The following is a 26,579-nucleotide window of genomic DNA, read 5'->3' as shown; positions in this document are numbered from 1 at the left end:
TGCTTTTCCGGGTCAGGAGCTCGAGCGGGAAACGAAATAAGTCGGCACCTGAACCAGTTTCTCACCCGAATTGAACAGGTCCGGTTCAGTCAGGAATTTCAGAATTTCGCTGATATAGGCAGTCTTGTCATAGCCGATTGATGAGATCGGATAGGCTTCATATTCCGCCAGCGTCACGTCATCAAAACCGTAAAGACGGAACGCTTGTGGGCGGTTCTGTGGAAAGTCATTGCGGTGAACATCAAGAACGCCCATGGCCATGGCGTCGGATGTGCAGAACACCGCATCAGCCTTTTGCCATTCAGGTGAGGCCGCAACCTGACGGCCACTTTGATAAGAATAGTCCCCGCGCAGTTCACTGATCAAAGCAATTTTCTGGCGTTGCAGCTCGGCTTTGTAGATTGCAACGCGCGCTTGCTCGACGGGCGAGGCGGCACGGCCGGTCACGAGAATGGCAGTGCGCACGCCCTGACTGGCCGCGTCCTTGACAGCTGCCGAAATGCCGATCTGGTCGTCGGGAATAATCGCCGGTGAACTCGCATCGCGCATGCCGTTCAGCATCAGCACGCTGTCGTTACGAAACATTTTGCGCACGGTTGCGGCGTCGGCAAAATCCGAGAAAACCAGAGCGGCATCGACGTGATAGGCAATGCCGTTGCGCAGGAATTCATCGATGCGTTCGGCCGAACCGACGCGAACGAAAATGACCTGTTTGCCGATGGACTGTATCTGGCTGATCAACAGATCGAAGAGATCAAGATCGGAAAGGTCGTGAATATGATTGACGATTACCGCGACGAGATTGACGGTCTTGGTGGTCAGGCTGCGTGCCAGCAAATTCGGCTTGAAGCCAAGCTTTTCGGCAGCAGCGAGGACGCGTTCGCGCTTGTCAGCAGAGACAGGCCTCGGTTCGCTTGACAGTGCCCGAGAAGCGATCGCCCGGGAAACACCGGCGAGTTCAGCAACATCCGCAATGGTCGGCAGGCCTTGGCGCTTGCGGGGCTCGGTCATGGATATCGGCATCCTTCATGTCTGATCGGCTTCTTGCCCTGCCAAACGATGAATAAACGGGCAAGCACGGAGCGAAGATCACCCCATGCTTAGCCGCTTCATCCTTGATAGTTCAACACCAAATCGCGTGAGTTGATGATAATCGCTGTGCCTATGCCGCGCGCACCTTTTTCGGACCGCGTGCCCATGCCGGGAGCCATTCGCCGTGGGCCGCAAGAAGGTCGTCCACCAACGACCATATCTGATCAAGATCAAGCTCTGCTGCCGTATGCGGGTCCATCATCGCCGCGTGGTAGATATGCTCGCGGTTTTGGGTCACCAGCGCCTGAACCGTCAGTTCCTGTACATTGATGTTGGTGCGGATAAGAGCGGTAAGCTGTGGCGGCAACGTGCCGATATAGGTGGGCTGGATGCCGGAAGCATCAACCAGACACGGAACCTCGACGGCGCAGTTGACAGGCAGCGACGTGATGCAGCCATTGTTGCGCACATTGCCATAAATGACGGATGGTTCGCCGGTCCAGACCGAATTCATGATGGATGAGGCGTATTCACGGCTCTCAACCACTTCGATCGTGTCAGCCTTGGCATAGGTCTCCGCCTGGCCCTTCCAGCGGCTAATCTGTTCGATACAGCGCTTTGGATATTCATCGAGCGGAATACCGAATTTCTCGATGAGATCGTCGCGGCCTTCCTTGATGAAATAAGGGGTGTATTCGGCAAAGTGTTCGGAACTTTCCGTGACAAAGTAGCCGAGCCGGGTCAGCATCTCGTAGCGGACTTTGTTGGGGCAGCGCGGATTCCAATGGCTGGGTTTGGGAAAACGCCCCTCGCGATAGCCACGCAACAAATCGGGATAGAGATCACGATAGCTGCCATCGGGCTGTTGGTGCTCGAACTTCAGATAGAAGGCCATATGGTTGATACCGGCGGCACGATAGCGGATTTCCTCAATCGGGATGTCCAGATCGCGGGCAAGCTCTTCAGCTGTGCCCTGCACGGAATGACAAAGGCCAACCTGCCGGATCGTGGGATACTTTTCCGCAATCGCCCAGGTGTTGATGGCCATGGGATTTACATATTGCAGCAGAATGGCTTGCGGGCAAACTTCAAGCATATCCTCGCAAATCTTCCACAGATGCGGCACTGTCCGCAAACCACGCATGATACCACCAACGCCAAGCGTATCGGCAATGGTCTGGCGCAGGCCATATTTCTTCGGAACCTCAAAATCCGTCACCGTGCAGGGCTCATAGCCGCCGATCTGGAAGGCCACGACCACAAAATCGGCATTTTCCAGCGCGCGCCGTTGATCCGTGTGCGTTTCAATGATGGCTTTGGCATCCACTGTCTTTGCCAGTTTGCCGGCAACGATGGCGCTTTCGGCCAGACGTTGCGGGTTGATATCCATCAATGCGATCTTGGCACCTGACAGGGCAGGGCGCTGCAACAGATCGCCGATGATGTTCTTCATGAAGACGGTTGATCCGGCTCCGATAAAAGTGACTTTAGGTTGTTTTGACATGGCAAACTCCGGGAGGATTATGCGGCTACCTCGAAGGCGGCTTTGACAAGCCGTTCAGTGTAGGCGGTCTTGGGATGAAAGAGAACGTCGTTGACAGGGCCTTCCTCGACGATCTTGCCGTGCTGCATCACCATGACGCGGTGGCAAAGGGCACGAACCACTTTCAGATCGTGAGAGATGAAGAGATAACTCAAACCGCAATCGTCCTGCAGTTTGCGGAGCAGATCGATGATTTGCGCCTGGACAGACAGGTCGAGTGCGGATGTCGGCTCATCGAGAAGAATGAATTCCGGCTCAAGCGCAATCGCCCGGGCTATGGCGATACGCTGGCGTTGACCGCCGGAGAACTCGTGCGGAAAGCGTGAGAGAATGTTGTGCGGCATGCCGGCGCAAGTCAAAGCCTCCTGCACGCGGTCAAGCCGGTCGGACCGGTTGTCGCCGATCCGGTTGATAATCAGCCCTTCCTCGATGATTTGCCCGACCGACATGCGCGGGTTGAGTGAGGAAAACGGATCCTGGAACACGATCTGCATACGCGAACGCAACGGCCGCATTTCAGCCCGCGATTTGTTATGGATCGGTTGGCGGTCGAAGTAGATTTCGCCGCTATCCATATGGACGAGCCGCACAAGTGCCTGACCGAAGGTGGTTTTGCCCGAGCCGGATTCCCCGACAATACCCAGCGTCTCGTGTTTGTGCAGTTTCAGGCTCAGGCCGTCGACCGCGACGAGCTCATGCAGTTGCGGTTTGAAGAACCCGCCGCGCTTCAGCATGTAAGAAACACGCACCGACTTACCCTCGAGGATGGCTTCGCAATCGACTGGCATCGGGTTGGCCTGTCCTGTCGGCTCTGATGCAAGCAGATGGCAGGTATAGGGATGACGGGGGTTAGCAAACAGCGCCGTGGTCGTATTGTGCTCCTTCACCTCGCCGTGCTGCATCACATAGACATAGTCGGAGAATTGCCGGACAACCGTCAGATCATGGGTGATGAGGATCACCGCCATGCCAAGCCGCTTCTGCAGATTGCGAATGAGATTGAGAATCTGTGCCTGCACGGTCACGTCGAGCGCCGTGGTCGGCTCATCAGCAATCAGCACGTCAGGGTTGTTGGCGAGAGCCATGGCAATCATGACACGCTGGCGCTGCCCGCCCGAGAGCTGATGCGGATATTGATTGAGCCGGGATTCCGGCTCGGGAATCTGCACCTGTACAAGCAGTTCCAGCGCCAGCTTTTGCGCTTCGCGTTTGCTTAAGCGCTGATGCACGCGAATGGCTTCGACAATCTGGCTGCCGATTGTATAGATCGGATTGAGCGAGCTCATAGGCTCCTGAAAAATCATCGATATCCGGTTCCCGCGCAACCTGCGCCGTTCGCGTTGCGAGAACTTCAGAACATTCTTACCGTCATAGGCAATGGTCGCGTCTTTCGAAACTGTTGCGCGCTTGGTCAACAGTCCCATGATGGTGCGGGCGGTTACCGATTTGCCGGAGCCGGACTCGCCAACGATAGCGATGGTCTCGCCGCGATAAAGCTGGAACGAAACATTCTTGACGGCATCGACAATGCCGTCCTCGACCTTGAACCGAACGGCAACATTGCGGGCGTCGATAACCGGGCTATCTGCATGAGCGGCGTGGTCAAGCCTTTGTTCGGGAGCCATCGTGCTTTGATCGTGATTTGGCATTGTTTCAGGCCTCAATAGGGGTCGACAGCATCGCGCAACCCGTCTCCAAGCGCATTGAACGCGAAGACAGTGACAAGCACGAAGGCGACGGGGGTGAGAATCCACGGATAGGAACCAATGACAGAATACGTGGCGGTATCCTGCAACATCAGTCCCCACGATATAAGCGGCGGTTTTACCGCAAATCCGAGAAAGCCGAGGAATGATTCGAGCAACACCACTTGTGGAATGGCGATGGTGATGGCGACGATCACATGGCTCATGACGTTGGGAAGAATATGCTGAAAGATGATGCGCCGGTCTGTGGCCCCAACCGCCATGGCCGCACGTACATATTCAATACGGGCAAGCGCCAGTGTCTTGCCTCGCACTTCCCGCGACATCTGTGCCCAGCCGAGTGCCGACATGACGATGATGACAAAGGCGAGGAAGACGTTTGTGGGCGCCGTCACCGGAATGAGCGAACTCAGGGCGAGATAAAGCGGCAATTGTGGAAACGCCAGAACCAGTTCAACAAAGCGCTGGGTCCACGTATCGAAGCGTCCACCGAAATAGCCGGAAACCAGCCCCACCGTCGTGCCAACGATGGTGACAATTGATACGACAATCAAGGCAATCATCAGCGAGATGCGTGATCCGTAAATCGCACGGGACAACACATCGCGGCCGAACTTGTCGGTTCCAAGAAAATGCACAGGCTGGCCGTCGAGCGTGCCGAAGAAATGCCGGTTTGCCGGAATAATGCCAAACAGCTTGTACTCGAAGCCTTTTACGAAAAAGCCCAACAACCGGGGATTGTTGTAATCAGGTCCGACGACAGGCTGGAAGGTAACGGGATCAAGCTCTTGGGTTTCGGCTATCGGATAAGTCCGCGGCCGTAGGTGGAAGCCTCCCTCCTTGTCGTAGAAACGGACGATTTCCGGCGGTGCGAAGCCGATGTCTGTCAGTTTTGGATCGACGGGTGCAAAAAAACCGGCAAAAACGGCTATAATCAGCAGCGCGCAGACCAGCGTCAGCCCGATCATACCGGTCCATGAGCGTTTCAGACGCCGCCAGACAAGTGCGAGATAGCTTTCATTGCCCCGCTTCTTGTTGACAGTTTCCACGACGAGTGCAGGCGATTGGATTTGAATATGCATCAGCGTGCCTCCCCAAATTGGCGAACGCGTGGATCCATCAATGCGAGAAGAAGATCGGCAATGATATTACCGACGATCAATGTGACCGAAAGCACCAGCATGAACGTGGCGGTCACATAGACATCGCCCATCCACATGGAGCCAATGATAGCGGGGCCGACAGTCGGCAAGGCAAAGATGATTGCCGTTTCGATCTCGCCGGTCAGCATGTAGGGCAGCACAACGCCCTGATACATGATCAGCGGATGCAGGGCATTGGGAACCGCGTGGCGCATAATGACCGCACCCTCGCTCAGGCCCTTGGCGCGCGCCGTTTCCACATATTGGGCGTTGAGCGTATCCAGCAGATTGCCGCGCATCACCCGCATATTGTAGGTGAGCCCGCCAAAGGTTGCGATGGCGACCACCGGCCAGACATGCCAGACGAGATCGACGAATTTGCCCCATGACCATGGCGCACCGCCATAATGCGGCGAATAAAAGCTGCCGATTTCCGAGACGTTGAAATGAAACACCATGATGTAGACGATGATCAAAGCCATCAGGAAGCGCGGTACTGTCATGCCAAGGAATGATATTCCGGAGAGCAGACTGTCGACCCATGAATATTGCCTTGTGGCGGCGAGTATCCCAAAGCTGATGCCGATGATTGATGCCAGAATATGACAGGTGAGGGCCAGCAGTAGCGTTCGCGGCAGCCGCTCGCCAACCACATCGGCAACGGGCTTGTTGTAGAACAGGCTGTGACCGAAATCGCCCCGTGTCACAATCCCAACAATCCAATTGACGTACTGGACCGGCAAGGGCTTATCGAGGCCATTGGCAACACGGTAAGCCTGTGCCTGGGCATCGGCCGCTTCAAAGGATGCGCCGCCCTGATTCATCAATTGCGAGCGAATGTAGTCGGAGTAGTCGCCGGGTGGCGCCTGGATGATGGCAAACGTTACCACGCTCAATACGAACAGTATTGGAATGGCAGATGCGATACGCACAAGCAGGAATCGTAACATGGGCCGGTCCGCTTTCTTGTGTTGCTTGTTGTAAATGGGCACACACTTGGCATGCCATCCGGATATTTCCCGTCCCCTCGTGCCGGCCGCACATGGATGCGACCGGCAACACAGAGTCTTTGGGAGGCTCAGTTCATAGGGCCGGGACCACCAGGCTTACCGGGCAACTGTTCAGGGAACAGTTCGTAATTGCCCTGTTTGTCGGCTTTGACGAATACCCGCTCGCGGATAATGGCGTCTTCCGCCCAGTTGAACATGAAAATGGGCGCACCGGATGGAATGTTGGAAAAGCGCTTGTTGATAATCAGGGCCCCGGCAAATTCCGTGAGACCGATAGTATTCACATTGGTCGTATAGACCTTCTGATATTGCTTCATCAGATCGACCCGTTCCTTATCATCCTGGCTCGAAATGAACTGGTTGACGATCTTCACCAACTCCTCTTCGAACGGCATCAGGTCGACCTGTCCGCCTTCTGCAGCGCGGTGAAACCCGCTGGTTTTAGGACCTACCGGCGCCAATTGCTCGGTATTCTGCACGACAGAGGCGAGTTCCGAGCGATTGCGCAGGATCAACCAGTCAAACCGCCCGCCATAGTTGGCTGCATTCCGCTGATTGCTATCCAGTGCATTCAAGATGACGCGCAGACCCAGCTTCTCCAGTTGTGCGATCACGCCCTCGGCAAGGTTCTTGTCGGTACTATAGGCATTATCAACCAGGAGCGTGATTTCGACGTCCTTCCCTCCCGCGACACCGGCAGGAAAATTCACAATTCCATTGCCATCGGTGTCTTTCAGACCTGCCTTGGCCAGCTCGGCTTTTGCGCCTTCCAGATCGAACGGATAATAAACAGTCGATTGCCGGTCATAGAAGCTCGTTGCTGATGACAGGCCGCCCGGATAGATCGCGGTGAAAGGGCCTTTGACCAGCGACTCACCCAGCTTCTTCCGGTCGATTGCCATGGTGACGGCCTTGCGGAAATGTTCGTTGCGATTGAGTTCGCGAACGGCTTGGCCCCGTGCATCTGGGGCGCCCCAGCCATTGGCCGAAAAGTTCATGTCGAGATTGTAACCGATCAGACGTGCTCCAAAGGCGAGCCGCGCAGGTGCCGTGTCCTGTGCGGCGCGTTTGAGCGACTCCACGAAGTTTTCCGGCTGTTCAAGATTGGAGAAATCGGCCGAGCCAGCCACGGTTTGCACGTCCCGATCTGCCCAGGTGGACAATTTGTAGTGCATCTCGTTCACGTACGGCAGCTGGTTCCCTGCTTCGTCAACCTTCCAATAATATGGATTGCGACGCAGTACGACGATATCGTCGGGCCGGAATTCGACGGGAACCCAAGCACCCATCACAGGTATGTTCATATACTCTGGCGGAAAACTGTTCTTGTATTGCTCGTAGGTCGTTCCCGCATATTTGGGATGTTTTGTTTTCAAAATATGTGCTGGTCCAGGGCAGAATGTTCCATAGGCCATGGCGTACAGATATTGGCGCGGAAAGGCGTCCTTGAATGTCCATTCAACCGTGTAAGCGTCAATCTTTTTAAGGGTTGTGCCAACTCCAAAAGTTTCTACGGTTGCGCCATTGAGTGGCGAGACATTGGGATCGACCACATTGTCATCCCAATAGAACATGATGTCATCCGCGTCGAATGCCACGCCATCGGACCATTTGGCGCCTTCAATCAGGTGCATATTCAGTTTGTGCCCGTCAGGCGACCAGTCCCAACTTCTGGCAAGATTGGGCAAAGGCTCGATATCTGTTGCTTCAACCTGAAAAAGCGGTGCCGTGCGGGTCAGGCATTCCGACATGCCGATGTCGATACCGCCATACCCCTGCGATTGGCCGCCGGTATAGTTCCAGCCTTCAGGGCGTCCACCGATGACATGCCGCAGCGTATCGCCATAAACACCGATGCCATCGGGCATGTTGCCGGTTTTGTAGACCAGTGGTTCCTTGGGCAAACGATCTTTGACCTGTGGCAGCTTACCGGTTTTGACAAACTTTTCCGTGACCCAATCCGGTTCGTGATAGGCGGGCAAGGCTTTGAATTCGAGAATGGAATCCCGGTTGACGTAAGAAATTTTTGCCTGAGCCTGAAATGGCGCGGGTTCTGGCGGGACTGTCGGCTCGGAAGCCAAGGCTGGAAATGCCAGCATTGAAACGCCGACGGCTAATTTACTTAATGTGCGAAAATAATTCATTGTCTCTCCCTCTATGTTTTGGTCCGGCCTTGCAGTTTTCCGTCTCCTCCAGGGCGGAAAACAGCCGGAAAATTAATGGGCTGCCTGTATCGATAATGCCTTCTCTGCTCTCAACTCTTCGATGGAACGTACGGAACGGCTGGCGACGCCTTGCCATTCGCGTGTCGCGACAGTCTTGTGGCGCAAACGTTGTTTCGCGCCGTCAACCGCATGAGCGTATTGTGGCAGCCATTGCGCCTGCGCGACCACCATTTCATCAACCATTTGCCACACCTCTTCCGGGGTGCAGACGGCACCGACCAGCGGGTCATGCAGGACCGCGAGCTTCAACAGATCGATGTCGCCGCTGATTGCTGCATGCACGGCCATGCGTTGCACGTTGATGGATGAAATGCATGTTGCAGCACAGGCTTCCGGCAAGGTGATGCCGGAGACCATATTGATACCAAAACGGTCAACGAAACCCGGTGATTCAATGATTGCATCGGCCGGAAGGTTCGCAATGATACCGGTGTTCTTGGTGTTGAAGTGGCCGCGATAGACCCGCCCGGTTTCCAGCGCCTCCAAAATATGGCTGGCATGTTCATTGGACCGGCGGGCCGGATCAATCGGCTTTGCTGCCGCTTCAAGAAATTGCGGAAATTCGGTCTCGAACCAATTACGCGTCTCGGTCGAATGACGCAGATAACCGCCGGTCTCACCGTGAATCCAGTCGGACATGTCGATCCATTTGGCGATCTCATCAGGGCGCTTGCGATACCACGGCAGATATTCCGATAGATGACCATTGCTCTCGGTGGAATAGACGCCGAAACGCTTCAATACATCGATGCGCAGCTTTTCCTGTTGCGAAAAAACCGGGTGTGCTTCGAAGGCGGCAACGAGTTCGTCCTTACCGATCTTGCGGCCATTCAGCCTGAGGTCAACGAACCATGTCTGATGGTTGATACCGGAGCAGATATAATCCAGTTCATCCTTCGATTGGGCACCAAGGATTTCCGCAATCTGCTCGGCACCATGCTGCACGCCATGGCAAAGGCCAATTGTATCGACTTTGCCATATTCGATGGCCGCCCATGTGTTCATGGCCATGGGATTGGCATAGTTGAGAAATTTTGCACCGGGTTCAGCGACTTCGCGAATGTCTTTGCAGAAGTCGAGAATGACGGGAATGTTGCGCTGTCCATAAAGAATACCGCCCGCGCAGATCGTATCGCCGACGCACTGGTCGATGCCGTATTTCAGGGGGATACGGATATCATCCGTATAGGCTTCAAGCCCGCCAACCCGGACGCAGCTGATGATATAGCGGGCACCTTCGATTGCCTTGCGCCGGTCCGTCGTCGCGGTCACGCGTGTCGGCAGATTGTTTGCCTCGACGACACGATCCAGAATGGACTTGATCATCTGGAGATTGTGTTCGCTGACATCTGTCAGCGCGAACTCGATGTCGGCAAACTCCGGCACACACAGAATGTCCGTAAACAGCTTTTTGGTGAAACCCACGCTGCCCGCACCAATAATGGCGATCTTGAAACTGCTCATGTCAACCTCGATCATTCGGAGTGGGCGACGGCAATGCAGGAAGGTGATGTGGCATTGAACACCACACGCTTAAAAGATCAGGGTTTCCCCGTCTTTTTCCTCCTCAATCACCGTCTGCCAACAGTTCGTCTGCTGTTCTTTGGTGGCATTATGCGTATATTCATCGAGCCGAACAGAGAGGGATTATGCTTTTGAGGGTAATTTTGTGCTGCAAAAACTGATCGCCACCGGCCATGTGATGAAGACGGTTTCGCTGCCGCGCGGGCGTCACTCACTTCACACAATGCCTACCAGCACCGGATACGAGGTGAGACGCGATGAAATCTACGATTGGGATGGGCGAAAACGCGGGCAAACCCCTTTCACGGTTCTGCAGCACACGATCAGCGGAACGGGTACTTTACGCTATGAGAACCGCAACTATAAGGTGTGTTCGGGTGAAACTCTGCTCGTTCTGGTTCCGCATAATCATCGCTACTGGCTGGAGAAGGGCGATCATTGGGAGTACTTCTGGATTTCGATGAATGGGGAGGAAGCCCTGCGCATTCATCGTTCAATCCTTGCAGCTCAGGGTCCGGTATTGAGGCTGCCGGCCGAGACGATAGAACATCTGGCTGATTGCAGTTTGCGTCTGATCTGCGATGCGGAAACGGCAGGCCGCGCCTCGGCCATCGCCTATGAGGCAGCCATGGCGCTTTATGACGGGGTGTTTGGTTCGCACCCGGTTGATCAGCATGAGAAGACCATCATGCAGCCGGTTATCGATCATATCAGCGCCAACCTCGACAAGCCGCTTCCGGTGGAAGAACTGGCCAGTGTTTCCGGCTTAAGCCGCGCCCATTTTTCCCGGGTGTTTGCCGAGTGCGAAGGTCTGCCGCCGGCGGAATTTGTCTTGCAGAAGCGGATGCAGCGCGCAACAAAGCTATTGACCAATGCGGCATTTCTGCCGGTCAAGGAAGTGGCGATCATGACCGGCTTTGACGATGCCAATTATTTCTCGAAAGTGTTCCGCCGGATTTATGGCGCCAGCCCGACAGAGTTTCGCACCACCGGCATGTATGCGAGCATATCCAGCCGGACTACCGGCACGAGTGAGGAATAATCGGGTCCGTCAGTTTGGGTTGAGCGTCCGGAATGTGGTCGCGAGGCTGGATGCGGTATCCGCCGTCGGCCGGTATTCCAGCCCGACATAGCCCTCATAGCCATTGTCGAATAACCAATTCAGGGACTTTGCCAGCTGCAGTTTGCCGGTACCGGGCTGATTGCGGCCGGGATGATCGGCCACATGGACGTGGGCGACGCGATCAACACGTCCATCGAGCACAATATGCGTTTCCTCATCCATGACGAGGGAGTGATAAATATCGTAAACGATGCGGATTTCAGGCCTGCCGACTTCATCGATAATATCGAGGCCCTCCTGCGTCGAATGCAGGAAATAACCTTTGTGATCAATCAGTGTGTTGAGCGGCTCGAGCCCCAGCACCACGCCGGTCCCGGCCAGCACGTCGGCCGCCCGTTTCAGGCAGTCCACCAGCGCTTGATGCTGTTCATCCCGCGTGCGGCCGGGAAGATCATCCCCGGCCTGTGCAATCAGGACTTTGGCGCCCAGCCTGTTGGCCATCTCAGCGCTTTGTTTCAGGCCTGCCAGAAATGCATCATGGCAGGCCGGGTCTGTCAGCGGGATCATCGGTTCAGCGACGAAACTCGCGAGTGGCAGTTTCGTTTCGGCGAGGGCTTTCTCGATGGCCGCTATATCTTTCTCGTTCCATTTCCAGAACTCGACGGCGTCGAGCCCTGCATCGCTGGCAAGGCGGATACGATCGGCAAAATCGGGCGCTTCTGCAGCGAACAACCATTCAATACAAGCCGAATATTTCATCGTTTCTTCCTTGCCAAACCACTGACCCTGTTTGTCACATCGCTGCTTAGCCTTCCAGCCATTTCACCTGTTCCGGAGTGAGTTTTATATCGAGAGCCGAAAGACTGTCTTCGAGTTCACCAAGGGTGCGCGGACCGATCAGGGGAATGACCGGAAACGGCTGGGCGAGCACATAGGCCAATGCAATATGAATAGGATTGCGGCCGAGTTTTTCGGCAAGTTCGATGGCCCGGTCACGCCGCACAAAGTTCCTGTCGGAATACCAGACGCGGACCAGTTCCTCATCGTCCCGCTTGTCCCGTCCGGCGCGGTCGGTGAAGAAGCCGCGGCCCTGGCTTGACCAGGCAAAGTTTGGCATCTGTTTTTGATTGAGCCATGCTTTCCATTGATCATCCGAGGCCGCAACACATCCTGCCCAGATCGGATCCAGCATTTCCGCCAGCGAGAAGTTGTTTGATAAGGCACCCGGCGCAGCCTTCCCGTTCTTCTGTGCATAGGCGATTGCCTCGTCCATACGTTCGCGGGTCCAGTTGGAGCCGCCAAACGGCCCGCGGATACGACCAGCCTTGAATTCCGCATCCATGGCGTCAACGAATTCACCCACGGGAATATCTGTATTATCGCGGTGCATGAAATAGACATCGACATAATCTGTCTTCAACCGGTCCAGCGAGCGCGATAATTGCCGGCCGATCACATCGGGATAGCAAAGCGGCGAATGCGCTCCCTTGCCGATCAGCACGATATCCTCACGCGGTACATTCCGGCTGGTGTGCCAATCGCCGAAGATCTCTTCGGTCTTGCCACCCGAATAAATGTAGGCCGTATCGAACAGGTTGCCGCCCGCTTCGTAGTAGGCGTCCAGTGTCAGGGAACCAGCGGCAAAATTCGGAAAAAACTCAAACCCCAGTGCAACCGAAGATGCCGGTTTTGTTAGTCCGGGAATTGCCCGTTTCGGCACGCTGTTTCCCGGTTTGGCAGTGCTGCCGGAAATGGTCTTTGAGCGCTTGGCGGCTTTCTCAACGCTGTACTCCAGACCGATAGCAGCGCGCCATTGATCGAGCACGCGCAGGTTACCGATTGAATCCGCCCAGCTCATGCCGGGAGCTGCAAATTCCTGGCGCTTTTCCCGGATCGCATTGCCTGCTGCGTCGACTTCGAATGAATAGAGCCAGCGGTCTTCCTGCACTTCGATAGTTTCGTGCACCCCGCCGGATTTGAATATCTCGATCGTGCCGGTACCGCCCTGCTGGCCTGATGCATACCAGAAATCTTTTACTTCGATGCGGCCTTTCGAGCCGATGACGCGCAACGTGTTATCCTGATCGGCCATGATCGAGCAGGAGACTTCGGCAACAACGCCATTTGCGAATTTCAGTGTGGCCGATGCCCATTCATCCACGCCAGTCTGGCCGAGATAGCCCGCACCTGTCACAGACTCCGGTTCAAGGAAAGGTTTGCCCTCGGCACTGCCTGCAATCAGCCGTGACATTGAGACCGGATAGCCGCCGACATCGAGAATGCCGCCGCCTGCGGTCTCGTTGGCAAACAGGCGATGTTCGGGTTTGACGCTACCCATATTGAACCCGAAACTTGACCGGATGATCCGGAGGTCACCGACGACACGGCTGCGGATCAACTCGACCAGTTTGATTGTTTGAGGATGCAGGCGGTACATGAACGCTTCGCCCGCAAACACGCCCGCTTTCTTTGCTTCGTGGAAGATGGCGTCGGCATCATAAGCACTGAGCGCAATCGGCTTTTCCACCAAAACATGTTTGCCGGCGCGAATGGCTTTGATTGCCCATTCCGCGTGGCCCGTATGCGGTGTTGCAATATAGATTGCGTCAACCTCTGGGTCGGTCAGCAGCGCGTCGTATCCCTTGACAACCCGAATACCGGGAAAGTGTTCGGCCAGTTCCGGCTTGTCCGGATTGCGCGAGGCAATGGCAACAAGTTTGCCCGTGGTCGAATGGGCAACACCGCCGGCGAAGCTGCGGGCAATAGTGCCGGGGCCGATGATCCCCCAACGAATCAATGTCGCTTCAGTCATGATATGTCCTCTTTGGATGGATCGCGGCCGCCGGGAGTGCGGCCGGAAGTTGGAAGTTTGTTATCGGAGCCTGTTGCCATCGCTGTCGAACAGCAGCGCGTGACTCGATTTGATCGCGATGGTGAGGGTGTCGCGTATATTCTCGTTGCGGGATTCTTCGCGCTCGATGATGAGCTGCTCGCCGCCTGCAACATTGGCGTAGATATAGCTGGTGTTGCCCAGATGTTCGGCGACATCCACCTTGATGGTGAGGTCAGCAATGCCTTCGCCCGCTTTGGCAAAGTGTTCGGGCCTTACGCCGAGCGTGACCTTGTCGCCGATAGAAGGTGGCGGGTTCTTCAGCGGCAAAGTGAGCTGGACATTGCCCTGATTGACGAGTGTCAGCGTGACGTTTTCGCCGTCAGCAGCAACAATTTCGGCGCTCATGAAATTCATCTTCGGTGAGCCCACGAACCCGGCAACAAACTGGTTAGCCGGATTGTCGTAGAGATCGAGCGGCGCGCCGATCTGCTCGATGTTTCCGCTGCGCAGCACAACGATTTTGTTGGCGAGAGTCATGGCTTCGGTCTGATCATGCGTGACATAGATCATGGTGGTACCAAGCTCCTTGTGCAGCCTGGATATCTCGACCCGCATCTGTACCCGCAGTTCCGCATCAAGATTGGACAGGGGCTCATCGAACAGGAAGACACGCGGTTCGCGTACAATGGCGCGGCCAATGGCAACACGCTGACGCTGTCCGCCGGAAAGCTGCTTGGGGCGCCGCTTCATCAATTCCTTGATCTGCAGGATATCGGCAACACGCTGAACCCGGCGTTCAGTATCCGCTTTGGGATTTCCGGTCATGCGCAGGCCAAATGCCAGATTTTCTTCCACTGTCATGTGCGGATAAAGCGCATAGGACTGAAATACCATCGCGATGCCGCGATCAGCCGGTTCCACATTATTGACCACCGTGTCACCAATGGAGATTTCGCCATCGGTGATAGGTTCGAGACCTGCAATCATACGTAAGAGGGTGGACTTGCCACAGCCGGAAGGGCCTACGAAAACCACGAACTCGCCATCGGCGACTTCAAGGCTGGCATTGCGAATGATCTCGTAGGAACCAAAACGCTTGCCGACATTTTTGAGTGAAAGTTCAGCCATGCGGCGTTTCCTTATTTGACTGCGCCAGCGGCAATGCCGGCGATGAAGTGGCGCTGCAGAAGAATGAAAATGACGAGGATTGGAGCGGTCAGCAGAACGGCGCCAGCCATGATGCCGCCCCACGATACCTTGGTGAGGCCGATCAATGTGCCGAGTGCTACGGGAGCGGTCATCATCCCCGGCCGCGAGTTGATCAGCAGTGGCCAGAGATAATTGTTCCACGAAGCAAGAAAGAGAATGATCGCCAATGCTGCCATGGTCGGCCGCGCCAGCGGCAAGGCAATGCGCAGGAATATCTGCCATTCCTTGACGCCCTCGACGCGTGCCGCATCGAACAGTTCCACAGGCATCATTGAAAAGGCTTGCCGCATGAACAGCACGCCAAGCGAATTGAACAATGGCGGCACAATAAGTGCGATCCACGTATTCGCCATTTTGAACTCGCGCGCCACCATGATGAATTGCGGAATCACCACGACAAAGTAGGGCAGGGTGATCGTGCCGAGAATAATGGCGATCACCAGCGACTTGCCGACGAAGCTGTAGCGGGCAAGCGCCCAGCCCGCCATCGACGTCAGCAGCACGGACAGGACCGTATAGGTTATCGCGACGCCGATAGATATTATCAAAGCCCGGATGAAATCCGTATCCGCCTGAAGATTACTCACATTCTCGATGAAATGTGTGGACGGAAGGAGCTCGATCTGTGGGCTGAAAATGCCGTAATCCGGCATGGTGGCGAAGACGAACATCATCCACAGCGGGAACAGCCAGACGAGTGCGAGCGGAATGAGAACCGCATGCAGCGATAGTGAACGGATCAGGGTTGATCTGGATTGTGATTTCATTTCGCGTCGCGCCCCACCCAGAGATTAAGAAGTGAAATCAGGATCGCCAGCGCTGCCATCGTATAGGCAATGGCGGAGGCATAACCGAAGTTGAGCGAGGTGAACCCCTGCCTGTAAAGGAACAGGCCAAGCGTTTCCGTGCCGCCGCCGGGGCCACCACGATTGGTGATCAGCATAGGTTCTGTGAACAATTGCATCGAGCCGATGATCGACAGAACCACACAGAACAGGATGATCGGTTTAAGCAGCGGCAGGGTGATGTAGATGAATTGCCGGAGCTTGCTGACACGGTCGAGCGTTGCGGCTTCGTAGACATCGCCGGGAATGGATTGGAGTCCGGCCAGAATGATGATGGTGTTGTACCCGGCCCAGCGCCATGTAACAGCAATGATGAGGAGGGCCATGGCCGCCGACGCATCGGAAAACCATGAAATCGAAGCGATGCCGACGCTGTTGAGCAGCTTGTTGATAATGCCAAAGTCGAGATTGAACATCAGCCGAAAGACTGCGGCATAGGCAACTTCGCCGACAACCACCGGCGCAAAGAAAGCAAAGCGGAACAGGCCCCGCGCTTTCAGAAGCGGAGAGTTGAGCAGCACCGCCATAACTGTTGCCAGCGTGATCATTACCGGCACCTGAATGACCAGAATGATCATGGTGTTCTTCAGTGCGTTGTAAAATGCCGGGTCTGTAAATAACCGCCCCCAATTGGCACCGGGGCTGAACACCCACGGATTGATCCGCGTGTTCTGGAATGACATCATAAATGAGCTGATGATGGGCCAAATCCAGAAAGCGGCAAAGATGAGCAGGTAGGGTGCAAGGAACCCGTAGGCGGCGCGGTTGCGCAATTGCATTGATGGTCCTCCCCGGCAAAACGGTCAGTCAGGCTTTCCAATGGATCGCCGGACCTGCGCTCCCACCCATGTCCGGCGATTTGACTTATTGCGCAATCGGTAGCCCGGTCGCTGCCGCGATCTGGTTGGCGGCATCATCCAGAGCCGCCTTTGCATCGGGATAGCCACCGGCGAAATATTTTGTCTGTGTGGCTTTGTAGATCCCGTCCGCATCGGTCTGGAAAGCTGTTCCACGGCTTGCCACGATCTTCGGCAAGGTTCCGAGAATGTCTGTCCAGACAGCCTGTCCACCCCAATAGGGTTGCGGCTCGGAAACGAAAGGCTGTTTCTCGGCACTGAGCAATGAAGGAACGAGGCCATAGCTTTTCAGCATGGCAATCTGCCCTTCATCGGTACCAAGGGCATAATTGATGTAGGTCCAGGCTGCTTCCTTGTGTTGCGAGCCGCTGCTGATGGCAAGGGCCGACCCGCCAAGATTGGCCGCATGCGGTCCATCAGGCGTCATGCTTGGCATGAGATAGACACCCCATTTGCCCGCGAGCTTGGGCGAGTTGGTGCGAATGGTTCCTTCATACCAGCCGCCATAAAGCTGACTGGCAACGGTTCCAGCCGTATTCGATTGGACTTTCTCATCCCAGATGGCGGCCGTCAGGATGCCCGCATCCTTCATCTGTTTGATCTTGTCCAGGGTTGCCACACAGGCGGGCTGATTGATGGTGATCGACTGGGCGTCCGTCGAGAAGAACCCGCATCCCTGTTCATTGGAAAGCATGCGGAACCATTCGCTGTCACCGTTAAAGTCGGCCTGCGCCATGACCACACCCGGATTGGCGGCAGCAATTTTCTTGCCAGCAGCGATAAAGTCGTCCCATGTCTTGACCGATGCGGGATGAACGCCTGCTTTTTCATAAAAATCACGCCGGTAAAAAACGGCAACCGGACCGGAATCCCATGGCATGGCATAGGCGACATCGCCGACTTCCAGTTCGGTACGCTTGAAATCCGGAAACTTGGCCTGAATCTCACTGGTGTAGCCGAGGTCTTTCAGGTTGGTGAAACAATCGGGAAACCGGCTCCAAAAAATCTCGGCCTCGAAATTTTCGAATTGCACGATATCGGGCAGGCCATCACCGCCAGCGGCACAGGCGGCAAGTGTCTTGTCGAAAACCTGCTGGTTGCCGAGATCCACGACGTTAACCTTGATGTCGGGAAACTGCTTGTTGAAGCCCTCTAGTGTCGACTTCAGCGATGAAGCCGCCACATTCCAGCTCCAGAGCGTAATTTCTGTGGGTTGTGCGAATGCTGGTGCAGAACTCATGCCTAATATTGCGGCCAAAGCCGTCGCGCCAAGTGATGGTAAGCGCATTGAAAATCCTCCCTTTTCAATTGCCCGTTCTTTGCGAACATGGCTACACTAGCGACAAGGGAGTGGCTGTCTCCGAAAAAGGGAATATGAACCGGGCGGAAAGTAAGATGGGGGAACGGGCAATCTATCAGCCGGGTGCAAGCAGCGTCGAAGGTCTGCCAACGGCCTTGCAGATGTTTCACAATCATCCGCCTATAATGGCCATGCCACATTGGCACGCGCAGGTCGAGGTCAATTATATCATGCGTGGCTCGGTCCATTACCGCATGAACGAGCACGATATCCGTTTGAATGCCGGAGATATGTGCCTGTTCTGGGGTGGCCAGCCGCATCAGATGACCGAATCGTCTGACGACGCAATCTATGCGGGTGCTCACCTGCCGCTGGTTCACTTCTTTCGTATGCGGCTGCCCGAAAATGTTCCAAGCCAACTGATGCAGGGAGCGATTCTCGTAACTTCGGCAACAGATGGCGCCGACAATGAAAACTTTGCCCGCTGGTATCGGTATGCCCGCTCTGGTGACCCAGCCAAGGCAGAACATGCGGTCAATGAGTTGCTTTTGCGGATCGAACGGGTGGGGTTTGACCCCTATCAGATGGTGGCTCATGGCAGGAATGCGGCATCTGCAGAGGTATCGAACCAACAATCGTCGCGTCTTGTTGCCCGCATCTGCGATTTCATAGCCGGTAACTTTCTGCACGATATCGGTTCGATCGATATTGCGGCGTCAGCAGGCGTACATCCCAAATATGCAATGAACGTCTTTAAAAAATCGACAGGAATGACGCTTAACAATTATGTCAGCCTGCTCCGGCTTTCCTATGCTCAGGCGATGTTGTTGCGTGAGGAAGCCAATGTCCTGCAGGTTGCGATGGACAGCGGTTTTGGTTCACTCAGCGCCTTTAACAAATCGTTCCGTAATATTGCAGGCATGTCGCCTTCGGATTTTCGGCGTGATATGCGAAGTGGAGGCCAGCTGACGAGCGGGATAATCGGGGCTTAGCGGTAAGGCATATGCACTAAAGACGAATTGCGAATTGTTATTGATCATATGATATTATAAATAACATTAGGGAGAGGAACTGGCGGGGAAATGTTCGGCTGCATATTGAATGCGCGAACAGGTGTGCTTTTGATCAAAGACACCGGTGCCAGTAATGGGAAAACACTTGGCAGAAAATGTGCTCACTAATTATGATTTTCGGACAGCTGCGCATTTACGCACGCACCATGGCCACGTCATGCGTGATCTGGGACAGCGCATCGTCAGCGGTGCCTATCCCGAGAATAGCATCCTGCCGGGCGACGCCGAATTGCTTGAGCGGTTTGGAGTGTCGAGAACTGTCCTGCGCGAAGCGCTGAAAACTTTGGCGGCGAAAGGGCTGATCCAGCCCAAGGCCAAGATAGGGACCCGGGTTCTCGAGCGCTCAAACTGGAATCTTTTCGATCCTGATATTCTTGTCTGGCATTTTGAAGCCGGAGCCAGCGCGCATTTTCTATCGAGCATCGTCGAAATGCGGCTGGCGCTGGAGCCGGAGGCGGCAGGACTTGCTGCCCTGCGCCGCACCAGTGAACAACTGGAAACGCTGTATAAATGGGTTGGCGAGATGGGCAGCACCCGGGAATCGCCGGCACATTTCGTGCACAGCGATTTGCAATTTCATATTGGTATCGCCGAAGCTTCCGGTAATCCCTTCATGCGTTCGATCAGCGCTTTGATCGAAGTGGCGCTGGTGACCACATTCACGATCAGCTCGCCCATACCCAATACCGAACGCCATTTGCATTCGGTGGCGCGGCACACGGCGATTGCCGATGCCATCCGCGACCGCAATGTTGAGGCTGCCAAAATAGCAATGCGCGGTGTTATCGAGGATGGGGCCGAGCGGGTGCTCTCTGCGACCAAACCCGGTTAGGGCGGTTAAACCCACCCGCCGTCGACGATAAAATTCTGTGCCGAGCACATTTTGGAATCGTCCGAGGCAAGGAAAAGCGCCATGCGTGCGATATCTTCGGGAAGGACCCGGCCGGATAGACATTGGCTGCGGTCAATCAGTTCGTTGGCAGCGTCATCCACCCACAGATCAAGCTGACGTTTTGTCATCACCCATCCGGGCACGAGCGTATTGACGCGAATGCCGTGTTTGCCTAGATCGCGGGCAAAGGAACGGGTGAGGCCGTGAACGGCCGATTTCGCTGCGGCATAGCCGGGATAGCCACCCGATGCCATCATCCAGCCGACCGAACCGAAATTGATGATGGAACCGCCGCCGCCGGTGATCATCGCCGGCGCAACAGCCTGAATGGCAAAAAACATGTGGCGCAAATTGACCGCAATGCGCGCGTCAAAATATTCGAGTGTTACTTCACGCCAATCATGGCGTGTATCGTTGGCGGCATTGTTGAGAAGAGCCGTTGCCGGGCCCTGGATGCTTTCGATTTCCCGAATAATCCCCTGATAGGCGGCAATATCGGTGATATCAGACCGGCGGAAGGTAACTTTGGCACCCGCGCTGTTCAGCTCTTCGGCAAGTGCATTGCCTTCAGCCTCGGCGAGATCGACAAAGCCTACGCGCGCACCTTCAGCAGCAAAGGCGCGGACGATTGCCTCGCCAATGCCGGTTGCACCGCCGGAAATAAACACGGATTTGTCATTCAACCCGGGATAGCGGGCAAAAACAGGGGATGGATGTGTCATGTCTGATACCAATGATTGTCGGGGTAAGTGACCGGCGGCAGTTTAAAGAGCCGTCACTTTCACCTTGACCGGCTTCTCCACTTTCAGCGGATTGCGCAGCGGCAGGCCAAATGCCGGCGCTTCGATTTCAAACACATCGCCATTCTCTGCCTTGACGCCGTCGGCAAAGGACAGTGTAGCGGTACCGAACATGTGGACATGAACGTCGCCCGGCTGGCGGAAAACCGCATATTTAAAATGGTGGTGTTCGAGATTGGCGACCGTGTGGGACATGTTGTCTTCGCCTGACAGAAACGGCTTTTCCCAAATGGTCTTGCCCTTGCGCTGGATGCGCGAACTGCCACGGATATCCGCAGGCAAATCGCCAACAATCAGTTCCGGGCCGAGCGAACATGGCCGCAGCTTGGAATGGGCGAGGAACAGGTAATTGACCCGCTCGGTAACATGGTCCGAAAACTCGTTGGCGAGAGCAAAGCCGATTCGGAAAGGCGAGCCGTCCGGGCCGATCAGATAAACGCCGGCAATTTCCGGTTCTTCGCCGGCATCTTCGGCAAAGGCTGGGGACAGCAGAGGCTGTCCGGGGCCGGTCAGCATTGTGCCATTGCCTTTATAGAACCACTCCGGCTGCACGCCGGTCTGGCCCTTCTTCGGCTTGCCACCTTCCAGACCCATGCGGAACATCTTCATCGGATCGGTCAGGGTCTCTTCCTTGGCATCATCAATCTTGCGGTGCATCGCATCGCGCGTCGAGGCGGAACCCAGATGGGTGAGACCTGTGCCTGTCAGATGAATGTGTGCGGGATCATGCGTGTCGATGGGCGAAAGCAGGCGTCCTTCCGCATAGGCAGTTGCAATGTCCAGCACCTTGCCGAGGCCGCGCTGTTCAATAATCTCGGCAAGTGGGAGCTTTGCCTCAATGGCCGCGTGGGCCAATTCAAGAATTGAACGCGTACGTTTTACGTGGCGAAATGTGTCGTCGATACGTGCTGCAACCTGCCGCTTTCCATTGGCATTGACCAATTGAACCAAATTCACGTTAAACCTCCCGAGAAATTTTCTTGTGAGGCACAATGTGCCTCGGCTTGCGCTGACTGTCGATAAGCCATTTCTAAAAATACTATAATAATATTATATTGAAGTAAACGCCGATCCACCATATCACCCGAGCGCTGCCGTCGGGTTTCGAAAAAAAGCTTTCCATCTTGACCTAAAGCGCTATTCCAAAAGTCATACTTTTCAGATAAGTGTGATAAAGATCGTGCTTTGGGAGGAGTGACAACGTGTTAAATAAACGTTCCGACCGGAAAACATGTTCGAACAAAGAGAGTGTCCAGTAAGGAAATTGGGAGGAGAACTGTGAAAATGCTTAAAGTTGTTGCTGCAGGCTTGATCGCACTTTGTGCGATGGGTACGCAAGGTTTTGCCCAGGATAAGGGCTCGGTTGGTATTTCGATGCCAACGAAAGCGTCCGCGCGTTGGATCGCCGATGGCGACAACATGGTCAAGGCTCTGAAAGAGCGTGGCTACACCACTGATCTGCAATATGCCGAAGATGATATTCCAAACCAGCTCGCACAGATCGAAAACATGGTCACCAAGGGCGTCAAGGTTCTGGTGATTGGTGCTATCGATGGCACAACATTGTCCAATGTTCTGCAGCAGGCGCATGATGCAGGCATCAAGGTCATCGCCTATGACCGTCTCATTCGCGATTCGGGCAATGTCGATTACTACACGACATTCGACAACTTCCAGGTTGGCGTTTTGCAGGCCAGCTCTCTCGTCAAGGCGCTTGGCCTTCCCGATGCAAAGGGTCCATTCAACATCGAATTGTTCGGCGGCTCGCCTGACGATAACAATGCGTTCTTCTTCTATAATGGCGCCATGTCGGTTCTGCAGCCGCTGATCGACAGCGGCAAGCTGGTTGTCCAGTCCGGTCAGACTGGCATGGACAAGGTCGGCACCTTGCGTTGGGATGGTGCGGTGGCTCAGGCTCGCATGGATAATCTTCTTTCAGCCTATTACACCGACAAGAAGGTCAATGCCGTCCTGTCGCCGTATGATGGTCTGTCGATCGGCATTCTGTCGTCGCTACGCGGCGTCGGTTATGGCACGAAAGATCAGCCATTCCCGTTCGTTTCCGGACAGGATGCGGAAGTGCCTTCCGTCAAGTCGATCATTGCCGGCGAGCAGTATTCGACCATCTATAAGGACACCCGTGAACTGGCGAAGGTTACATCCAACTTGATCGACAAGGTTCTCAAGGGTGAACAGCCTGAGCTCAACGACACCAAGACCTATAATAATGGCGTCAAGATTGTTCCGGCCTATCTTCTGAAGCCGGTTGAAGTGGACAAGACCAACTGGAAAGAAATCCTGATTGGCGGCGGCTACTATACCGAAGACCAGATCAAATAAACCGTAAATACCTGCAAACCCTGCACTTCACTGTGCAGGGTTTGTTTTCGTGTCAATAAGGCTTTCGCGTAGTATGATTCCTGTGGTGCAGGAATTGAAGCCTACTATAAACTGCAAAGAGAAACGCCAACAGAGCCAGCGATAGGCTTGCAGGCGTCGGTGAGGGTCTTGATGGAAACCATCCTCGAAATGCGCGGTATCACCAAGACTTTTCCTGGGGTGAAAGCGCTGAACAATGTCAATCTCGATGTGCGCAAAGGTGAGATTCTCGCCCTCGTTGGCGAGAATGGCGCCGGTAAATCCACCCTGATGAAAGTGCTGAGCGGTGTCTATCCCTATGGTACTTACGAGGGCGAAATCCGTTATAAGGGTGAAGAGCAGCGTTTTCGCGATATCAGCGACAGCGAGCACAAGGGCATTATCATCATTCATCAGGAATTGGCGCTCGTTCCGCTCCTGTCGATTGCCGAAAACATTTTCCTGGGCAATGAGCCGGCCAAATTCGGCGTCATTGATTGGCATGTCGCGGAAACCCGCACGCGCCAACTCCTCGCCAAAGTAGGCTTGAAGGAAGATCCGCAAACGTTGATCACCAATCTGGGTGTCGGCAAACAGCAATTGGTGGAAATTGCAAAGGCCCTGTCGAAAGAGGTCGAATTGCTGATCCTTGATGAGCCCACGGCCAGTCTCAATGAAAAGGACAGTGACGCTTTGCTGTCTTTGTTGCTGGAATTCAAGGCTCAGGGTATTTCCTCGATCCTGATTTCCCATAAGCTGAATGAAGTCGGCAAGGTTGCAGACCGCATCACCGTATTGCGCGATGGCGCGACGATCGAGACACTCGACAAGGAAGCTATTTCCGAAGACCGGATTGTCACGTTGATGGTCGGACGCCAGTTGGCGGACCGCTTTCCAACGCGCGAACCGAATATTGGCGAGGTCGTCTTCGAAGTGAAGGACTGGATGGTCCATCACCACATTCACCCCGACCGCACCGTCGTCAATGGTATCAATCTCAATGTCCGCAAGGGTGAGGTTGTCGGTATTGCCGGTCTGATGGGGGCAGGGCGGACCGAATTTGCCATGAGTGTTTTCGGCAAGGCCTATGGCCGCAGAATCAGCGGCGATGTCTTCATCAAGGGCAAGAAGGTTGATGTCTCTACCATTGGCAAAGCCATTGACAACGGCATTGCCTATGTCACGGAAGACCGCAAGACCTATGGTCTCAACCTCATCGACCACATCAAGCACAACACCACGATTGTCAATCTGGAAGGTGTATCCCAGAACGGCATATTGGATGACATGGCCGAGCTGAAAGTGGCAAACGAATACCGCCGCAAGACCAACATCCGCTCGTCGAGCATTTATCAGAAGACCGGCAATCTTTCCGGCGGCAACCAGCAGAAGGTTGTGCTGTCGAAATGGCTTTTTGCCAATCCGGACCTGCTGATTCTTGACGAGCCCACGCGCGGCATCGATGTCGGCGCCAAATATGAAATCTATTCAATCATCAACCAACTGGTGGCCATGGGCAAAAGCGTGCTGGTTATCTCGTCGGAAATGCCGGAACTGCTTGGCATATGCGACCGGATCTACGTGATGAACCAGGGCAAGCTCGTCGGCGAAATGCCTGCCAGCGAGGCCAGCCAGGAAAAGATCATGCGCGCCATCATTCGCGCTGAAGGGAAAGCATCATGAGTACTGAAACTGCTCCGGCAAAGATCCAGACGGATGGTTCTGCCACAAAAGGCAATCTGCGCGAATATGGACTGGTACTGGCCCTGATCGTGATCATGCTTTTCTTCCAGTATACCACGAGTGGTACGCTGTTCCGTCCGGTCAATCTCACCAACCTCGTCCTGCAGAACAGCTATATCATCATCATGGCGCTTGGCATGCTGCTGGTTATTGTCGCCGGGCATATCGACCTTTCGGTAGGCTCGGTGTCAGGTTTTATCGGTGGGCTGGCCGCCGTCATGATGGTGAAGTGGCAAATCCACTATGTCCCGGCAACAATCCTGTGCCTGGCCATGGGCGGCATTATTGGCGCGGCGCAAGGCTATTGGGTAGCCTATCACAAAATACCGTCTTTCATCGTGACGCTGGCAGGCATGCTTGTTTTCAAGGGATTGGCCCTTTGGCTGTTGGGCGGCCAGTCTGTTGGACCGTTCCCGCCGCAATTCCAGTTGCTGAGCTCCGGCTTCATTCCTGATTTTTTCGGGGGTGAGGGGTTCAACATCACCTCCATGCTGATCGGTGTGGTTCTTGTTGCGCTGATGGTTCTGTCGAGCGTGCGCGGCCGCGCCAAACGCGAAAAGCATGGCTATCACGGTGAGCCGTTCACGCTCTTTCTCGCCAAGAACCTGATCATCGGCGGTATCATCCTTTACCTCGTCTATCTCCTGTCTTCCTATAAGGGACTGCCGAATGTTCTGGTTGTCATGTCACTGCTGATCGCGCTTTTCGTTTTCGTGACCAAGCGCATGACCATTGGGCGCCGTATCTATGCTATGGGCGGCAATGAGAAAGCGGCCAAGCTTTCCGGCATCAAGACCGAACGGCTGACATTCCTGACCTTCGTAAACATGGGTGTTCTGGCCGCACTTGCCGGCCTGATCTTTGCTGCACGTTTGAACACGGCAACGCCAAAGGCGGGTCTTGGTTTCGAACTCGATGTCATTGCCGCCGTATTCATTGGCGGTGCCTCGGCCATGGGCGGCGTGGGGCAGGTGATGGGTGCCGTGATTGGTGCCTTCATCATGGGCGTCATGAACAATGGCATGTCGATCATGGGCGTCAATATTGATTGGCAGCAGGTGATCAAGGGATTGGTATTGCTGGCAGCGGTGGTGTTCGACGTTTACAACAAGAACAAGGGCTGACGCTCTCCCTGATTTTGGAATCAAACAGCCCGGACGGCTCACGTCCGGGCTGTTTTGTTTTGTGAGTCGGCTTGATCACGGCCGATCGTGTCGCACAATCATCGCAAAACCTTCATACCACTGCCATCTGCGATCTGAAGCGCAGCTATGGTTAATGCTTTATATCTGACACAAAGGGGGTTCTCCCTGGGCGGGAGCCCGTCTTTGCTGGGGTTTGGTTGTATTGTTGATGAGTTATCCCCAGGGGTTGGGCTTGGTTGGTTGAGAAAGTTTCGATTTGTTGGATTTTTTGGGATTGGG

Annotated in this window: 21 protein-coding genes; 6 read left to right on the top strand and 15 right to left on the bottom strand. The window is 54.8% G+C overall.

Features of this window, described 5'->3' with window-relative positions; translation table 11 throughout:
* Window positions 1–12: 12 nt before the first annotated feature.
* From HB779_RS20705 to HB779_RS20675, 7 genes are all read right to left on the bottom strand, one after another.
* Window positions 13–1,011: a LacI family DNA-binding transcriptional regulator gene (locus HB779_RS20705; protein ID WP_188346230.1), complete on the bottom strand. Its 999-nt coding sequence runs from the start codon at window positions 1,009–1,011 to the stop codon at window positions 13–15.
* Window positions 1,012–1,162: 151 nt separating this feature from the next.
* Complete coding sequence (locus tag HB779_RS20700; RefSeq protein ID WP_188346229.1) at window positions 1,163–2,536, bottom strand: alpha-glucosidase/alpha-galactosidase; 1,374 nt, start codon at window positions 2,534–2,536, stop codon at window positions 1,163–1,165.
* A gap of 17 nt (window positions 2,537–2,553) precedes the next feature.
* On the bottom strand, window positions 2,554–4,224 hold the full coding sequence (locus HB779_RS20695) for an ABC transporter ATP-binding protein (RefSeq protein WP_188346228.1): 1,671 nt from the start codon (window positions 4,222–4,224) through the stop codon (window positions 2,554–2,556).
* Between the two features lie 11 nt (window positions 4,225–4,235).
* Window positions 4,236–5,363, bottom strand: a complete 1,128-nt coding sequence (locus HB779_RS20690; RefSeq protein ID WP_188346227.1) for an ABC transporter permease — start codon at window positions 5,361–5,363, stop codon at window positions 4,236–4,238.
* Window positions 5,363–6,373, bottom strand: a complete 1,011-nt coding sequence (locus HB779_RS20685) for an ABC transporter permease (protein ID WP_188346226.1) — start codon at window positions 6,371–6,373, stop codon at window positions 5,363–5,365. The genes HB779_RS20690 and HB779_RS20685 overlap by 1 nt, the downstream gene beginning before the upstream one ends.
* 128 nt (window positions 6,374–6,501) lie before the next feature.
* Window positions 6,502–8,577: an ABC transporter substrate-binding protein gene (locus tag HB779_RS20680; protein ID WP_188346225.1), complete on the bottom strand. Its 2,076-nt coding sequence runs from the start codon at window positions 8,575–8,577 to the stop codon at window positions 6,502–6,504.
* Between the two features lie 72 nt (window positions 8,578–8,649).
* Window positions 8,650–10,122, bottom strand: coding sequence for an alpha-glucosidase/alpha-galactosidase (locus tag HB779_RS20675; RefSeq protein WP_244642790.1), 1,473 nt, complete (start codon window positions 10,120–10,122; stop codon window positions 8,650–8,652).
* A 238-nt stretch (window positions 10,123–10,360) separates the two neighbouring features.
* Here HB779_RS20675 and HB779_RS20670 point away from each other — a divergent pair, with 238 nt between their 5' ends.
* Window positions 10,361–11,224, top strand: coding sequence for an AraC family transcriptional regulator (locus HB779_RS20670; RefSeq protein WP_188346394.1), 864 nt, complete (start codon window positions 10,361–10,363; stop codon window positions 11,222–11,224).
* 9 nt (window positions 11,225–11,233) lie between these two features.
* Here the strand turns inward: HB779_RS20670 and HB779_RS20665 are convergent, their stop codons facing one another.
* The 6 genes from HB779_RS20665 to HB779_RS20640 form a co-directional block, all read right to left on the bottom strand.
* The gene (locus tag HB779_RS20665; protein WP_188346223.1) at window positions 11,234–12,004 is read right to left on the bottom strand and encodes a TIM barrel protein; all 771 of its coding nucleotides are present in this window, start codon (window positions 12,002–12,004) and stop codon (window positions 11,234–11,236) included.
* Window positions 12,005–12,050: 46 nt separating this feature from the next.
* The gene (locus HB779_RS20660; protein WP_188346222.1) at window positions 12,051–14,057 is read right to left on the bottom strand and encodes an aldo/keto reductase; all 2,007 of its coding nucleotides are present in this window, start codon (window positions 14,055–14,057) and stop codon (window positions 12,051–12,053) included.
* Window positions 14,058–14,117: 60 nt separating this feature from the next.
* Window positions 14,118–15,206, bottom strand: a complete 1,089-nt coding sequence (locus HB779_RS20655) for an ABC transporter ATP-binding protein (RefSeq protein ID WP_188346221.1) — start codon at window positions 15,204–15,206, stop codon at window positions 14,118–14,120.
* An 11-nt stretch (window positions 15,207–15,217) separates the two neighbouring features.
* Window positions 15,218–16,054 carry a carbohydrate ABC transporter permease gene (locus tag HB779_RS20650; protein ID WP_188346220.1) on the bottom strand — a complete coding sequence of 279 codons (837 nt, stop codon included), beginning with the start codon at window positions 16,052–16,054 and terminating at the stop codon, window positions 15,218–15,220.
* A complete protein-coding gene (locus HB779_RS20645) occupies window positions 16,051–16,911 on the bottom strand; it encodes a carbohydrate ABC transporter permease (RefSeq protein WP_188346219.1) in 861 nt (286 codons plus the stop codon). Before HB779_RS20645 ends, HB779_RS20650 begins: the two co-directional genes overlap by 4 nt.
* An 85-nt stretch (window positions 16,912–16,996) precedes the next feature.
* On the bottom strand, window positions 16,997–18,277 hold the full coding sequence (locus tag HB779_RS20640; RefSeq protein ID WP_188346218.1) for an extracellular solute-binding protein: 1,281 nt from the start codon (window positions 18,275–18,277) through the stop codon (window positions 16,997–16,999).
* A gap of 86 nt (window positions 18,278–18,363) precedes the next feature.
* Here HB779_RS20640 and HB779_RS20635 point away from each other — a divergent pair, with 86 nt between their 5' ends.
* Both HB779_RS20635 and HB779_RS20630 read left to right on the top strand, forming a co-directional pair.
* A complete protein-coding gene (locus HB779_RS20635) occupies window positions 18,364–19,281 on the top strand; it encodes a helix-turn-helix domain-containing protein (protein WP_188346217.1) in 918 nt (305 codons plus the stop codon).
* A 166-nt stretch (window positions 19,282–19,447) separates the two neighbouring features.
* Window positions 19,448–20,194, top strand: a complete 747-nt coding sequence (locus HB779_RS20630) for a FadR/GntR family transcriptional regulator (protein ID WP_371823950.1) — start codon at window positions 19,448–19,450, stop codon at window positions 20,192–20,194.
* A gap of 5 nt (window positions 20,195–20,199) precedes the next feature.
* Here the strand turns inward: HB779_RS20630 and HB779_RS20625 are convergent, their stop codons facing one another.
* Both HB779_RS20625 and araD1 read right to left on the bottom strand, forming a co-directional pair.
* Window positions 20,200–20,976 carry an SDR family NAD(P)-dependent oxidoreductase gene (locus HB779_RS20625; RefSeq protein ID WP_188346215.1) on the bottom strand — a complete coding sequence of 259 codons (777 nt, stop codon included), beginning with the start codon at window positions 20,974–20,976 and terminating at the stop codon, window positions 20,200–20,202.
* 42 nt (window positions 20,977–21,018) lie between these two features.
* On the bottom strand, window positions 21,019–22,011 hold the full coding sequence (gene araD1, locus HB779_RS20620) for an AraD1 family protein (protein ID WP_188346214.1): 993 nt from the start codon (window positions 22,009–22,011) through the stop codon (window positions 21,019–21,021).
* Window positions 22,012–22,338: 327 nt separating this feature from the next.
* On the opposite strand from araD1, the gene chvE reads away from it, so the two are divergent.
* The 3 genes from chvE to mmsB all read left to right on the top strand — a co-directional run bounded on the left by chvE (window position 22,339) and on the right by mmsB (window position 26,279).
* Window positions 22,339–23,394 (top strand): multiple monosaccharide ABC transporter substrate-binding protein, encoded by a 1,056-nt coding sequence (gene chvE / locus HB779_RS20615; protein ID WP_188346213.1) that lies wholly within the window; start codon window positions 22,339–22,341, stop codon window positions 23,392–23,394.
* 168 nt (window positions 23,395–23,562) lie between these two features.
* Entirely contained in the window at window positions 23,563–25,095 is a 1,533-nt protein-coding gene (gene mmsA / locus HB779_RS20610; RefSeq protein ID WP_188346212.1) for a multiple monosaccharide ABC transporter ATP-binding protein, read from the top strand.
* Window positions 25,092–26,279 carry a multiple monosaccharide ABC transporter permease gene (mmsB, locus tag HB779_RS20605; RefSeq protein ID WP_188346211.1) on the top strand — a complete coding sequence of 396 codons (1,188 nt, stop codon included), beginning with the start codon at window positions 25,092–25,094 and terminating at the stop codon, window positions 26,277–26,279. The genes mmsA and mmsB overlap by 4 nt, the downstream gene beginning before the upstream one ends.
* The last annotated feature ends 300 nt before the right edge of the window (window positions 26,280–26,579 follow it).

Source organism: Phyllobacterium sp. 628 (assembly GCF_014189505.1).
GTDB lineage: Bacteria > Pseudomonadota > Alphaproteobacteria > Rhizobiales > Rhizobiaceae > Phyllobacterium.
Note: the sequence above shows the minus strand (reverse complement) of the source record. Positions and strands in the feature narration are given on the sequence as shown.

Bases quoted from the DNA above. Each gene is read 5' to 3' on its own strand.
- HB779_RS20705 (WP_188346230.1), bottom strand. From the start codon at position 1,011: ATGACCGAGCCCCGCAAGCGCCAAGGCCTGCCGACCATTGCGGATGTT.
- HB779_RS20700 (WP_188346229.1), bottom strand. From the start codon at position 2,536: ATGTCAAAACAACCTAAAGTCACTTTTATCGGAGCCGGATCAACCGTC.
- HB779_RS20695 (WP_188346228.1), bottom strand. From the start codon at position 4,224: ATGCCAAATCACGATCAAAGCACGATGGCTCCCGAACAAAGGCTTGAC.
- HB779_RS20690 (WP_188346227.1), bottom strand. From the start codon at position 5,363: ATGCATATTCAAATCCAATCGCCTGCACTCGTCGTGGAAACTGTCAAC.
- HB779_RS20685 (WP_188346226.1), bottom strand. From the start codon at position 6,373: ATGTTACGATTCCTGCTTGTGCGTATCGCATCTGCCATTCCAATACTG.
- HB779_RS20680 (WP_188346225.1), bottom strand. From the start codon at position 8,577: ATGAATTATTTTCGCACATTAAGTAAATTAGCCGTCGGCGTTTCAATG.
- HB779_RS20675 (WP_244642790.1), bottom strand. From the start codon at position 10,122: ATGAGCAGTTTCAAGATCGCCATTATTGGTGCGGGCAGCGTGGGTTTC.
- HB779_RS20670 (WP_188346394.1), top strand. From the start codon at position 10,361: ATGAAGACGGTTTCGCTGCCGCGCGGGCGTCACTCACTTCACACAATG.
- HB779_RS20665 (WP_188346223.1), bottom strand. From the start codon at position 12,004: ATGAAATATTCGGCTTGTATTGAATGGTTGTTCGCTGCAGAAGCGCCC.
- HB779_RS20660 (WP_188346222.1), bottom strand. From the start codon at position 14,057: ATGACTGAAGCGACATTGATTCGTTGGGGGATCATCGGCCCCGGCACT.
- HB779_RS20655 (WP_188346221.1), bottom strand. From the start codon at position 15,206: ATGGCTGAACTTTCACTCAAAAATGTCGGCAAGCGTTTTGGTTCCTAC.
- HB779_RS20650 (WP_188346220.1), bottom strand. From the start codon at position 16,054: ATGAAATCACAATCCAGATCAACCCTGATCCGTTCACTATCGCTGCAT.
- HB779_RS20645 (WP_188346219.1), bottom strand. From the start codon at position 16,911: ATGCAATTGCGCAACCGCGCCGCCTACGGGTTCCTTGCACCCTACCTG.
- HB779_RS20640 (WP_188346218.1), bottom strand. From the start codon at position 18,277: ATGCGCTTACCATCACTTGGCGCGACGGCTTTGGCCGCAATATTAGGC.
- HB779_RS20635 (WP_188346217.1), top strand. From the start codon at position 18,364: ATGAACCGGGCGGAAAGTAAGATGGGGGAACGGGCAATCTATCAGCCG.
- HB779_RS20625 (WP_188346215.1), bottom strand. From the start codon at position 20,976: ATGACACATCCATCCCCTGTTTTTGCCCGCTATCCCGGGTTGAATGAC.
- chvE (WP_188346213.1), top strand. From the start codon at position 22,339: ATGCTTAAAGTTGTTGCTGCAGGCTTGATCGCACTTTGTGCGATGGGT.
- mmsB (WP_188346211.1), top strand. From the start codon at position 25,092: ATGAGTACTGAAACTGCTCCGGCAAAGATCCAGACGGATGGTTCTGCC.